At 36.6% G+C, this 12,753-nt stretch carries 16 protein-coding genes; 6 read left to right on the top strand and 10 right to left on the bottom strand.

Annotation, left to right across the window (positions count from 1 at the left end):
* Positions 1–5: 5 nt before the first annotated feature.
* Complete coding sequence (locus A37Q_RS0112530; protein WP_018300630.1) at positions 6–413, bottom strand: response regulator; 408 nt, start codon at positions 411–413, stop codon at positions 6–8.
* A 120-nt stretch (positions 414–533) separates the two neighbouring features.
* Between A37Q_RS0112530 and A37Q_RS15980 the strand changes: the two genes are divergently transcribed.
* Both A37Q_RS15980 and A37Q_RS0112520 read left to right on the top strand, forming a co-directional pair.
* Positions 534–3,095 (top strand): sensor histidine kinase, encoded by a 2,562-nt coding sequence (locus A37Q_RS15980; RefSeq protein WP_018300629.1) that lies wholly within the window; start codon positions 534–536, stop codon positions 3,093–3,095.
* Positions 3,096–3,113: 18 nt separating this feature from the next.
* Complete coding sequence (locus A37Q_RS0112520) at positions 3,114–3,560, top strand: response regulator (protein WP_018300628.1); 447 nt, start codon at positions 3,114–3,116, stop codon at positions 3,558–3,560.
* Here A37Q_RS0112520 and tdh read toward each other — a convergent pair.
* From tdh to A37Q_RS0112485, 6 genes are all read right to left on the bottom strand, one after another.
* Complete coding sequence (tdh, locus tag A37Q_RS0112515) at positions 3,557–4,609, bottom strand: L-threonine 3-dehydrogenase (RefSeq protein WP_018300627.1); 1,053 nt, start codon at positions 4,607–4,609, stop codon at positions 3,557–3,559. The two genes, A37Q_RS0112520 and tdh, sit on opposite strands and share 4 nt — an antisense overlap.
* A gap of 10 nt (positions 4,610–4,619) precedes the next feature.
* A complete protein-coding gene (locus A37Q_RS0112510; protein ID WP_018300626.1) occupies positions 4,620–5,813 on the bottom strand; it encodes a glycine C-acetyltransferase in 1,194 nt (397 codons plus the stop codon).
* Between the two features lie 214 nt (positions 5,814–6,027).
* Positions 6,028–6,393, bottom strand: a complete 366-nt coding sequence (locus A37Q_RS0112500; RefSeq protein ID WP_018300624.1) for a hypothetical protein — start codon at positions 6,391–6,393, stop codon at positions 6,028–6,030.
* Positions 6,394–6,639: 246 nt separating this feature from the next.
* Positions 6,640–7,551 carry an LpxL/LpxP family acyltransferase gene (locus A37Q_RS0112495; protein WP_018300623.1) on the bottom strand — a complete coding sequence of 304 codons (912 nt, stop codon included), beginning with the start codon at positions 7,549–7,551 and terminating at the stop codon, positions 6,640–6,642.
* Positions 7,552–7,761: a 30S ribosomal protein S21 gene (gene rpsU, locus A37Q_RS0112490; RefSeq protein ID WP_018300622.1), complete on the bottom strand. Its 210-nt coding sequence runs from the start codon at positions 7,759–7,761 to the stop codon at positions 7,552–7,554.
* Entirely contained in the window at positions 7,761–7,970 is a 210-nt protein-coding gene (locus A37Q_RS0112485) for a cold-shock protein (RefSeq protein WP_018300621.1), read from the bottom strand. Before A37Q_RS0112485 ends, rpsU begins: the two co-directional genes overlap by 1 nt.
* Before the next feature lie 218 nt (positions 7,971–8,188).
* Between A37Q_RS0112485 and A37Q_RS0112480 the strand changes: the two genes are divergently transcribed.
* Together A37Q_RS0112480 and A37Q_RS0112475 are read left to right on the top strand one after the other, a co-directional pair.
* On the top strand, positions 8,189–8,620 hold the full coding sequence (locus A37Q_RS0112480) for a DUF4158 domain-containing protein (RefSeq protein ID WP_018300620.1): 432 nt from the start codon (positions 8,189–8,191) through the stop codon (positions 8,618–8,620).
* Entirely contained in the window at positions 8,562–9,272 is a 711-nt protein-coding gene (locus A37Q_RS0112475; RefSeq protein WP_018300619.1) for a tyrosine-type recombinase/integrase, read from the top strand. The genes A37Q_RS0112480 and A37Q_RS0112475 overlap by 59 nt, the downstream gene beginning before the upstream one ends.
* Before the next feature lie 96 nt (positions 9,273–9,368).
* Here A37Q_RS0112475 and ubiA read toward each other — a convergent pair whose 3' ends face one another.
* Together ubiA and A37Q_RS0112465 are read right to left on the bottom strand one after the other, a co-directional pair.
* Positions 9,369–10,205 (bottom strand): 4-hydroxybenzoate octaprenyltransferase, encoded by an 837-nt coding sequence (ubiA, locus tag A37Q_RS0112470; RefSeq protein WP_018300618.1) that lies wholly within the window; start codon positions 10,203–10,205, stop codon positions 9,369–9,371.
* Positions 10,206–10,742, bottom strand: coding sequence for a chorismate--pyruvate lyase family protein (locus A37Q_RS0112465; RefSeq protein WP_018300617.1), 537 nt, complete (start codon positions 10,740–10,742; stop codon positions 10,206–10,208). It lies immediately after the preceding gene.
* 220 nt (positions 10,743–10,962) lie between these two features.
* On the opposite strand from A37Q_RS0112465, the gene A37Q_RS0112460 reads away from it, so the two are divergent.
* Entirely contained in the window at positions 10,963–11,217 is a 255-nt protein-coding gene (locus A37Q_RS0112460; protein WP_018300616.1) for a hypothetical protein, read from the top strand.
* Between the two features lie 4 nt (positions 11,218–11,221).
* On the opposite strand, the gene A37Q_RS0112455 is transcribed toward A37Q_RS0112460, so the two are convergent.
* Positions 11,222–11,662, bottom strand: a complete 441-nt coding sequence (locus A37Q_RS0112455) for a CBS domain-containing protein (protein WP_018300615.1) — start codon at positions 11,660–11,662, stop codon at positions 11,222–11,224.
* 414 nt (positions 11,663–12,076) lie between these two features.
* Here A37Q_RS0112455 and A37Q_RS0112450 point away from each other — a divergent pair, with 414 nt between their 5' ends.
* Positions 12,077–12,745 carry a protein-L-isoaspartate O-methyltransferase family protein gene (locus A37Q_RS0112450; RefSeq protein WP_018300614.1) on the top strand — a complete coding sequence of 223 codons (669 nt, stop codon included), beginning with the start codon at positions 12,077–12,079 and terminating at the stop codon, positions 12,743–12,745.
* Positions 12,746–12,753: the final 8 nt, after the last annotated feature.

Genomic DNA, 12,753 nt, shown 5'->3' with positions numbered 1-12,753 from the left:
GTGAACTACAATAAATAAAAATTTAAGCTTGGAATTTCCTTGATTGCATTATTAAAATCAGCCAGAGCAAATGGTTTGTTGATATAAGCACTGATACCCAAATTATAAGCTTGAAACATGGCCTCATCTTCTTTAAATGAAGTCAGCATAATGATAGGCAGCTCATTATGAATATTTTCTTTTCTGATGGTTTGTAATAGCTCAATACCGGTCATTTTTGGCATTTTGTTGTCTAATATCAAAAGACAAGGGGCATTGCTATCACTGACTTGAAGGTACTCAAGTGCCTTGGGTGCTTTATCTATCCATAAAAGCTCGTTATTTATATTTGCCTGTAAGAGTGTGAGTTTAACTAAATCGGCATCAAGCTTATCATCTTCAATAAGAAGGATGGGGTGTGGGTGTTTATCCATATTTCAAGATTAATGCTTTATTTGTTGTTCTTTAAGCATAGAAGTTTAAATTGATTTATCAAAAAATATAAAAATTATCTATGCTTAATACATTGATTAAGTATTAATGAAATAAATTTCATGGAAAAAAGGGTAAAATTAAAGTTTTATAGTGTGTTTTTGCTCTCTTTTATCGTGTTACTTTTGGGTATTTTTGTTATTATCGGCTGGTATTCGCATTCAATCACATTGATTCAAGTGATGCCTTTTTTTGTACCTATGCAGTACAATACAGCACTTTGTTTTTTATTGTTGGCGGTCTCTTTGATGTGTTTGTTATATCACAGAGAGCGAATCTCAGCACTTGTTGCGCTCATTGTACTTATTATTGCCTTATTAACTTTGGTGGAATATATCGCTCAGGTGAACTTAGGTATTGACCAGATTTTTATGACACACTATATTGATGTACAGACGTCCCACCCAGGTAGAATGGCACCTAATACAGCGCTTTGTTTTACCTTATCTAGCTTGTTTCTTCTTATGGCAAGTACGCTCCGTTTAGACACAGCTGAAAAAAGCATTTTAAGTGCAATGTTAGCGCTTTTAGTTATCGTGCTGGGGGCAATTGCTTTTTTTGGTTATCTTATAGGCATTTCATTTGCTTATGGTTGGGGTGCAATGACAAGGATGGCAGTACATACCTCTTTGGGGTTTATTATCTTTGGTTTGGCAGCCTATATTGCAAGCTCAATCCCTGCACAACAACAAGCAAAAATCAGTGCAGTAAGTGCAAGAAAATCATTGATTATTTTCTTTATTGGTGTGGTAATTTTCACCTTAATCTGGCAAATAGAGTCCAATAAAGAGTATGAAATACTACAAAGGGATATAAAACAATCAGGCGAGGTTATTGGAGAGGAAATCACGCAATATTTAGACTTGCAGCAACAGGCGCTTATTCGTATGCAGCAAAGATGGCAGCAGTCAAAGACAGATAAGGTACTTTGGTATCAAGATGCTAGAAGTTATGTAGAGGATTTTAAAAGTCTAAGTGCACTTATCTGGATAAGCCCAGATGATAAAAAAAAGTGGTTTGTTAAAAAAGGGCATAATCAAACAAAGAGCATCGATAAGTATACAACCTTTGTCATGGCAAAAGATACATTAGACTCTAATGCGTCAATTATTTTCGGCAAATGGGAAACACTTAATACCAATACTGTGAATATGCCGATTTATCTTCCTTTACATGTTAATGGCAAATTCGATGGCTTTTTTATTGCTATTGTGGATATTACGCCACTTGTGCAAGCATTGATTAAAAATAATTATTACATACAAATACATTATGATAACAACTTCTCAGGCGCATTATCAGGTTTTAAATACGATCATGGTGTGAAATTTGATGATATTTATGCGCAAGAAACGATAAAAACTTTAGGGGCTGATTTAAGCTTTACACTTTGGCCTTCAGCTGAAACCATCAAACGAGAAAGCTCTTATACATCTGTTTTTACCTTGGTTGCTGGATTTTTACTCTCTTTTCTTGCTGCGCTTCTTATGTATATATGGCAAAAATTGCTCCAAAATGAACGAACAGCAAAAGAAATTCTAAGTGCGGTTGCTGATGGCGTTTGTGCGATTGATCTAGAGCATAAGCTTACCTTTTTTAATAAAGCAGCGCATGAGTTATTAAAAATTAAAGAAAAAAGCATGATCAATCAAAATTTGATTGAAATGATTGCACTCAGCCAAAAGCAGCAAGAGGAGAGAAAGAGGCTTATTGCAAGTGTGGTGCATCAAGGGGAAACAATACGTGAAGATGATACGGTGATTGTTTGCAAAGACGGTAGTAGCTTTTTTGCTGATGTAACGATTAGTCCAATCTGGCAAGGTACATCTAAGGTGCAAGGTGTGCTAATAACCTTCAAGGATGTGAGTGAAAGAAAACGCTCTCAAGAGGTGCTGCAAGCACAAAGCAATGAGCTAGAGGTTTCTAATAAAGAGCTTGAGAGTTTCAGTTATTCTGTATCGCATGATTTGCGTGCGCCACTTCGCCATATTATTGGTTATATTAATTTACTCAATACAACATTAGAGCGTATTCATCTGGATGAAAGGGATGTGTTTAAGTTCATGGATATTATCAAATTAGAGGCGACGAAAATGGGGGATCTTATCGATGGGCTTTTGGCTTTTTCACGTGCAGGGCGTTTTGCACTTGAAAAAGAAGAGGTTGATTTGAATCAAATGGTTAATGAGCTTAAAGATGAGCTTTCATCAAATAAGAATAAAAGTACAGTGTTATGGGATATCGCTAATCTGCCAATTATCAAGTGTGATAGATCTATGATGTATCTTGTTTGGCAGAATCTTATCTCTAATGCACTTAAATTCAGTAGCAAAAATGGCATTAGTTGTATTCAGATAGGCTATCAAGAAAAGGGCAATTTTTATGAGTTTATGATCAAGGATAATGGGGTGGGCTTTGATCAAAAATATGTTGATAAAATATTTGGTGTTTTTCAAAGACTGCATGGTGCTGATGAATTTGAAGGCACTGGCATTGGACTTGCAAATGTACAGAGAATCATTGCAAGACATGGTGGTAGAGTGTGGGCAAAAGGGTCGGAAAATAAGGGTGCTGAGTTTTATTTTACACTACCGGTTCGTGATCTAGACAGTGATGCTATTTAATTTTAGAGGAGAGAGTGAGTGAAAGATAGAAAAATCAAACCTATCTTATTGGCAGAAGATGATCCATGTGATGCAGATCTAACAATAAGAAGCCTAAAGGAGAATAATATTCTCAATACGATTGATTGGGTAAAAGATGGTACGGAAGTATTGGATTATTTACATTACCAAGGTGAATATCAAAATAGAGAAAAAGGGATGCCTGAACTGATTATTTTAGATATTAAAATGCCTAAATTAAATGGGTTAGATGTGCTAAAGGAGCTTAAAAAATCAGAGCCATTTCGTCTTTTGCCCGTTGTAATGCTAACTTCCTCTAAAGAAGAGCAAGATCTCTATGAGGCTTATAATCTAGGAATTAATGCCTATGTTGTAAAGCCAGTTGATTTTTCACAGTTTGCTTTAGCAATTAAAGAAATAGGTGCTTTTTGGTTGTTAATCAATGAACCGCCGCCGCTTGATTAACTTTCCCAGTCTAAAATAACCTTAGCACATTGACCTGATTTCATCAGCTCAAATCCTTTTAGATACTCATCTACAGGGAGTTTGTGAGTAATTACAGGCGAAACATCCAATCCGCTTCCTACCATACTGGTCATCTTGTACCATGTCTCATAAATCTCGCGTCCATAGATGCCTTTTAAGTGGAGTCCTTTAAAGACAATATCATTCCATGGAATACTGATATCACCCGCTGAGATGCCAAGCATGGCAATTTTCCCGCCATTATTCATGGTTTTAACCATGGCACTGATGGCAGATGGATGACCAGACATCTCCATACCAACGTCAAAACCCTCGCTCATGCCAAGGCTACTCATAGTTTCTTTTAATAGCGCTACCTGATCTTCAGTGGTTTTACAGCTTGAGACATTTAAGGCAACATCTGCGCCCATTTTTTGGGCGAGATTTAATCGATAGGGGTTAATATCACTAATGACAACACGGTGTGCACCAACATGTTTTGCAATGGCAACAGCCATAATACCAATAGGGCCTGCGCCTGTGATAAGAACATCTTCCCCAATGAGATCAAAAGACAAAGCTGTGTGTACTGCGTTACCAAATGGATCAAACATACTGGCAATATCATCAGAGACATAATCAGGCAGTTTAAAAGTGTTTTCAGCGGGCAGTGATAGATACTCAGCAAAGGCACCTTGCCTATTCACACCCACACCAATAGTGTTTCTGCAAAGATGGCGTGTCCCAGCGCGGCAGTTTCGGCAAAACCCACAAGTAATATGCCCTTCACCTGACACACGGTCACCGACTTGAAAGCCTTTGACTTCACAGCCTATCTCAACGATTTCACCAACAAACTCATGTCCTACTGCCATGGGAACAGGAATAGTGTCTTGTGCCCATTGATCCCAGAGGTAAATATGTAAATCAGTGCCGCAAATTGCCGTTTTTTTGATTTTAATAAGAACATCATTATGTCCGATTGTTGGCTTTGGAATCTCATTCATCCAAATGCCAGGCTCTCTTTTTAGCTTGGATAGTGCTTTCATTCTGTCAAACCTAAATAATATTCATTTCTTTACCAACGTCGATAAAGGCTTTCACTGTTTGATCAATTTGCGCTTTGGTATGTGCCGCTGACATTTGTGTACGAATACGTGCTAAGCCTTTAGGGACAACTGGGTAAGAAAATGCAATCACATAAATGCCTTTCTCTAAAAGCTTATCTGCCATGATAGAGGCAGTTTTTTCATCATATAGCATCACAGGAATAATGGGGTGTTCGCCCGGAATCAAATCAAACCCTGCTTTTGTCATTTCAGATCGAAAGTGTTTTTGATTCTCTTGGAGCCTTTGACGCCTATCATCAGATTGCATTGCAAGTTTAATTGCTTCCATTGAGGTTGCTGCGATCATCGGTGCTAAAGCATTTGAAAACAAATAAGGGCGCGCCTTTTGTTTTAGCATTTCAGCAACAGGTGACCGCGCAGCCACAAATCCACCTGATGCACCGCCAAGCGCTTTTCCAAGTGTGCTTGTGATAATATCCACACGTCCTTCAACACCGCAAAAACTAGGGGTTCCACGACCTTGTTCACCAATAAATCCAGTGGCGTGAGAATCATCCACCATAACAAGTGCATTATATTTATCTGCTAAATCACAAACTCCTTCTAAGTTTGCAATAATGCCATCCATCGAAAAGACACCATCTGTGACAATAAGCTTAAATCTAGCCCCTTTCTGATCGGCGGCTTTAAGCTGTGTTTCTAAATCTGTCATATCATTATTTTTATAGCGAAAACGCATGGCTTTACATAAGCGCACGCCATCGATGATACTGGCGTGGTTCAGCTGATCACTAATCACTGCATCTTCGGCAGTTAAGATTGACTCAAACACACCACCATTGGCATCAAAACATGATGGAAATACAATCGTTTCTTCCATTTTTAAATATTGACTGATTAACGCTTCCAATTCTCTGTGAGGTGTTTGTGTGCCACAGATAAAACGAACAGAAGCAGCGCCATAACCATATTGATCAAGGGCATTTTTTGCAGAGGCAACAAGGTCAGTATTATCAGCAAGCCCAAGGTAATTATTGGCACAAAAATTAATGACATGTTCGCCATTTTTAAGTGTGATATCAGAGGATTGTGGTGAGTTGATAATGCGTTCAGCTTTATAGGTTCCAGCCTCTTTAATGGCTTCAATTTGACTTTCTAAATGTGTATAAAATTCGTTATTCATTATAGTTCCTTACAAAGAATTACCTTAATTTTGCCTTATTGTATACCAGCATATAGGCTTTTTACAGTGGTCATTGCACCTTTAACCTCAAATGGGTTTGATGCACCAACAAGAATTAGATGTCAGTTTAATAAAAAGGAAGGGTTTATTATTCTCGATCAATTAAGGATGATAAAAAAACTAGGTGCAATGCATCAATCAACGCAGAGCAAAATCAAGAATGTTTTGCTGGAGATGTTTGCTTAATAACGATGCCAATAGTTGGCATTTTATCAATTGGGTATTTAACCGCGTGTTCTACCCATTTTTTATCACCACTAATAATCACCATACTTTCGCACTTGTAATCAAACTTCGCTGTTTGCTTACGATATTCGCTGTACTTATGATCATTTTGATCCATATTAATGAACTGGTATTTTGACATCATGCTATCAATATAGGGGCGATTTAGTGGGTTCAGTGACATGTCATGGTGCTCAAGCGCAACACAAACTTGTTTTTGCGTTTTGGCAAAGTGATCAACTTGTTGGCTAATATCTTTCCAACTACTTAAAACTAAAATAACGGCATCAAGCATACTTTCTCTCCAAAAATTTGATATTACACAATGTAGTCAATAAGCTAGATTTTCAAAAGTGGTTTATGGCAAATATTCATATTAAGTTAAAAATGTAATGCATTTGTTTTACAATTTCAATGTAAACATATTGACATAAGCGGGGCTTAAATTGGAGGTTTCTCCATAGTTTAAGAAAGATTTAAAAAAGGTGATTGAGGGCTAGTATTAAGATACATACGCTGAAGAGCTACATTTAAACATACCTTACTGATAAAGGTTTTCTTCCCCATTGGGTCTAGTTTTAAATCTTCTATGCTGCCATAAATATTGATCTGGGTTGCTTAAAATTATCTTTTCTAGAAATTGATTATATCGTTCAGCGTCATCATAGTCATTGCCTGATGGAAAGTTATGCCATTTTGACATCATATGGATTTCATAACCTGACAAATCTTTCTTTCTTAAGTAATAGCATGGTATCACATCACTCTTACCGTTTTTTGCTAACCAGCTTGTAGCAGTTAGCGTTGCACAAGGAATTTTAAAAAAGGGAACAAACAAGGTTCTTTCGTTACCAAAGTCCTGGTCAGGTGCATACCAAATGGTCTCACCTCTTAACAGGTTCTTAATAATAGAGAACACATTTTTACGCTGAATACAGAGCTTGGCATAACGGCTGCGGGAAGAAGTCATGATGTACTCAAAAAAATCAGATTTATGCTTTTGGTAAATAAAGCTTACATTGAAGTTATTTAGGTTAGTTGCCATTAACCTGCCCATTATCTCCATACAGCTGAAATGGCTACCAAGTAATATCATGGCCTGACTAGGGTCATGATTAATAAAATCCTGAGAAAATTGCTTCTCTAAATAAATTTTCTGAAACTTTTTATCGGGCATAAACCATGCAATAACAGTTTCAATTCCGGACATACAAAGAGCTTCAAATGATTGCTGGCATAATTTTTGGAGCTCTATTGTCGATTTCTCTGGAAAGCATAATTGAAGGTTACGATAGGTTATTTTATAACGGCGCTTGGCAAGCTTATAAAATTTTCTGCCGATGAATCTTCCTGCCTTCATTTGCCATTTATAGGGCAATCGAACAAAGGACTTTAAACAAAAAACCAGTAGCCAGCCACTATAATAGCGCGGATGAAAAAAGCGATTATGCATTTAGCGAAATGCTCTAGAAAATACATTTCGTGCATTCTTTCTAGCGCGTTTAATCGCAGCTCTTTTAGCTATTTTTCTTTGTTCTGTAGGTTTGACATAATGTTGTCTTTCACGCATTTCTTTGACAATTCCAGCCTTTTCACATGCTCGTTTAAATTGCCTTAAGGAGATATCAAAAGGTTTGCGATCATCAATTCTAATGCGAGGCATTATAACAACTCAACATTAAAAGCTTCTAATCCTTTTTGTCCTTGTTGAGTTTCAAATAGTACCGTTTGATCTTCCTGCAATGTTCCTCCAGTGGCATTTAGCTTTGATGAGTGTACAAACACATCTCTATCACCATTATCAGGCTTAATAAAACCAAAACCTTTTGAATCATTGAAGAATTTTACAGTACCTTGTAGTTTAGTATTCATAATTTTATATCTCTTAAATTGATTTGTAAGTATACAGCGATATTGCTATATAGCGGTCACACCATAACATGAAAGAGGCACTAAAGATATAAGTTCCTAAAAAATATTTATTTGTACTTTTTATTGTTATAGCTTGTTTCCTGATATAGAATTTGCCTGATATTGCAGAATCTCGCATATATTTGCTACCGACACCCGTAATAATAGGAACTTATTTGATGAACAAAGATAAGCTTTTGTCTGATGATGATAGTATGTCATGTCGATCAAAAAAAGGTGATAGAAACCTGCTGCTATTTGCAGTTATGTTAGGTTACTTTAAAACCTACATAAGATTTACAAGTGCAAGTGAGCCGAACATTCCAAGATATTTAGGCTATGTGAAGGCAAGATTGATCAACAAGATAAATGTTAGAAATGCGATTCGTACAGTAGTCGATAAAGTATTAGAAATCAGAGACCTCGAAGTTTGGGGAGAGGCAGCAACAGTTGCCTGTAATTTAACACATATCCATCCATGTGGTTTATTTCTAATTAATTTTGATAAGCGCATTAATTTTGACAACAATATATTGGATGAGGCAGTGCATAATGAACAATCAACGAACACCTGTAAGAGAAAGAGCAAAACAGTTCTCAAAACAGCTTAAAAAAGATAATCCAGATTATAACTACCTAAAAGAGCTTTTTAGACACATTCGTCAAGAGTTAAATATAAAAGTTAATAAATCGGAGCCAAAAAGATTGCCTTATGTGCCTACTGAAGAAGAAATTAGTCAGTACTATAAGGTTGTTTGGCAGTCTAAGAACATGAAATACGTTGTTATAGTGAAAACACTATTATATACAGGCGTTCGAGTATCTGAATTAATTAACATAAAGATATCAGATGTAGACTTGGATCGTTGTCAAATTAGGGTTAATCAAGGAAAAGGAAACAAAGACAGAGTTGTGCCTTTCCCTAAGCATTTTACTGAAGTATTAGCTGTACATATTGATAGTGTGCGTAAGGAAAAGGCAGTTTATTTATTCGAATCAAACTGGAAAAAACCGTATTCAGACAGAGGAATACGTAAGATTTTAGAAAAATATTCAGATGAGGCAGGACTTGAGCATGCAATATCTCCTCATAAATTGAGACATTTCTTGTTTACTTGGATGAAGAAAAAAGGTGTAGATGATGCCTTAATACAACCTTACTCAGGGCATGAAAGCAGAAAATCTTTAGAAATATACTCAAAGCTATCACTCAACGATTGTCAGCAAGAGTATGAACAACAGATAAAATCATTTCCAATTTAGATGTAGCCCCTCAGTGTACGTACCTCAACTCTGGTCCAATTTGGGCTTTCGAGGTTAGCTAGAACAGGTTCGCATTCTGATTTATTTAAAAAATAGTCACTGCAGCAAGATGGCAATAAATATCACAAGACCCACCCAGTGATTATGGGAAAAGGCAGAAATACAATCTTTAATCGTATCTTGTTTCCAAAGCTTATATTGGTAATAAAAAAAGTAGATACATAGAATTAGCGCCAGATAAAAAATAAGATTATAGCTTTGAGTGTAAGCAAAGCTTACAAGAAAAATAAGCATCATAGTTTGGCAGATTGTAATAGCGAGGGTTACATGTTTACCAAAGCTAAGTGCTGATGAGTGAAGCCCCAGCTCTTGATCATAGATTTTATCGGCCAGTGCATACATTGTGTCATAGGAAAGCGTCCAGAAAATACAAGCAATATACATAAGCCAAGCGGCGGTTGGCACAGTGTTTAACTCGGCACTATATGCCATAATGACACCAAAATTAAAGGCAAGGCCAAGTGCAAGTTGTGGTAGGGCAAAAAAGCGCTTAAAAAGCGGATAAGTGAGCGCGAGTATGAGCGCCACAAACGATAGCAAGATAGTCAGTAGATTTAGAAAGAGCACCAAAATAAAGGCAATAACCAATAATATAATGCCAAGCGTTAAGGCAGATTTAACAGAAACCTCCCCTGTGGTAATGGGCCTTGTGCTTGTTCGCTTTACTTTAAAATCAAAATCCTTATCCAGAATGTCATTAAATACACAGCCTGCGGTGCGCATCAAAACAACACCAACAACAAAGATAATCAAGTGTTTAATGCTTGGCAGATGCGTTTGAGTAGCTGCAAATAAAGCCCAGAGGGTAGGCCAAAGGATAATGAGAATAGGAATGGGTCTGTGAAGGCGCATTAAATACCAATATGCCTTCATTTAATCGTCTCTTTTGGGTGGAAATTCAAGGAAAAACTCCTCAATAATAAGTTTATACTTTTGATCAATACAAAATACGGAAGCGCGCGCCCATACGCAACTGGAAACTTTACTGGTATCTTGAAAAAGCGCATTTACTTCATCGGCACTATATTGGCGAAGATAAAAGTCACTTCTATTGACCCCTTCTTTTTGAAATAAAAAGCTATCACCAATAGAAACATTATCTAAATTGTCAAAAGTAGATTTGTATTGCCTATAGGTTGACTCAGGAATAACTGTTCGTCCGAGGACAATATTTCGATAATTTTGATGGTGTGAGATTAAACGCACAAAGGCTTCAGTTTCTGTTGTATCAAGTAGCGTTTGCTCATGTGCTTTAAGTTGTGTATGCAGGTGTGCTAATTTCTTTAGCTTTAGATCGCAAAAGTAATTGCTCAGCGCATTGCCCAGTTTTTTTACCTCTGTAAGCCAATATATTGAGTCACTTGGCGGAGGTGCGCTAATATGTTCTGCAGATTCCCAGTTTTCTTTCATGTAAGTGTTAGTTTAATGCGCTAAAAATTTTGCCAAGGGTATCACAAATTGGTTGTTAGGATCAATTATCAGCAGCACTGCGTAGGAAAAAGACATATTTCTATAGAGATATAAATGAAATATATAGGAAAAAATACAAATATATATAGTTAATATCCTACAATTATTTGCTATAATTGCCATGTAGTTAGTGTTGGTTTGGTGTTCAGGGAGTAGAAAATTGCGACATGTTTGTTTATTATTCACATTTGCTTTAAGCGGTATATTACCTGTTGTGAGCTATAGTGAAAGTTCGATAAAAATCATTGCCTTGAATGAACATACTGCTACAGGACTTGCTATTATTCCATTACTAGTACAAAGCTATCCATTTTTGTCGTCTTTGATCATTACATCAATTATTTTATTGCTTGTGAAACGTGTGAGGGCATTTTTAAAGGCTCAAGAGCCTTGCGTATCTCAAAATGATGCATAAGGTTTCACTGTTGAATATAATTCACTAAATTTTCAACTTCATCATGCTTTTCATGATAGCGTGAACTTGCCCATTTCGTTAAATCCCCAATGGATAGAAGCCCTAGAAATTTATTTTTGTCATCATAAACAGGCAAATGTCGAATCCGCTTTTCAGTCATCAGCTGCAATGCCTCTTGTGCAGTATGGCTATCTTTCATGCTAATAATATGATCACTCATGATTTCTTTAACCGTTGTTGTCGTTAAATCTTTAAGCTTTGCTGAGGCTTTAAATAAAAAATCACGCTCGGTGATAATTCCTTGAAGCTTTCCTTGTGAGATAACCAGTAGTGATCCGACTCGGTGCTCGGCCATTTTCTTTGCCGCAGTAATTAATGTATCACTGTCTGAAACGCTATAAACTGGCTTATCTTTATTAACAATAATTTTAAGTTGACTATGCATGGCTCTCTCCTTTTTACACTTCGCTTAAATTAATCATACTTACCTTCATGTACTTTAATTTGCTTGCTTTGATGACAGCTATACACCATAAATGTTGGTGTTTTTAAACATGGCGTGTCGGTTATATCAATAGCTACTTTTCATTTCATTGTAGTTAGAGCACCTAAAGTTTTGCAAGAACAGCAATGTTTTTTCTGTAACTGCTTTGACAGTATTTGAATATCCTGACATTAGGGTTTAGAATGATGAACAAGGCTTGTTCAAATTGTTTTAATGCCAATCGTAATCATTTTGCGATATAAAAAGAGATGGCAATTTTAGCTGTAGCTGAGCATAATGTGGTGATATTAGAGTGAGTACGGGTATTTTTATGCTCGATACGGCTTATGAGTAAATAAAATTTTAGAGAAGCAAATGAGTGAGACTTTGACAGAGGCTGTAGATTTAGAATACGCAAAGGAAAACATGATCAAGCAGCAGGTTCGTATATTGGGTGTGCCTTATGGCAAGATGCTGGATGCGATGATTCAGATACCAAGAGAGCTTTTTGTGCCAAAAGATATGAAGGCACTGGCATATTCTGAGCTGGATATTCCTGTGAATCATGGCCGATATGCCTTCACGCCAAAAACAGTGACGCAAATCCTGCAAGCGGTAGCGCTTAAACACTCAGATACAGTGTTACAGGTTGGCATTGGATGTGGTTATTTGACTGCACTTATGGCCAAACTTGCATCGATGATTGAGCTATATGATATCCATGAGGATATGATCAACCATGTAAAGCATCGTTTAAAGTCATTGGCTATTTATAATATCAAGTATCAGCACGCCAAAGAAATTGAATCAAAAGCACACTATGATGTTATTGTGCTTAGAGAGACACAATTGAGTTCACCAGATGCGTATATTGATCAGTTGTCGCCTAATGGTCGACTGTTATATTTTGTTGATAAGGTAGATTATATTACTGCTGTATTGGTCACAAAAAAACAAGGTGCTACCTTGGAGAAAAAGTGTATTTTTGATCTTTATACGAAGGTAAATAAAGTCGCTCAAACACCTGAAGCATTTGCATTTTAATATTGAAA

It is taken from the genome of Fangia hongkongensis FSC776 = DSM 21703 (assembly GCF_000379445.1).
GTDB lineage: Bacteria > Pseudomonadota > Gammaproteobacteria > Francisellales > Francisellaceae > Fangia > Fangia hongkongensis.
This window is presented reverse-complemented; position numbering and strand designations above follow the sequence as displayed.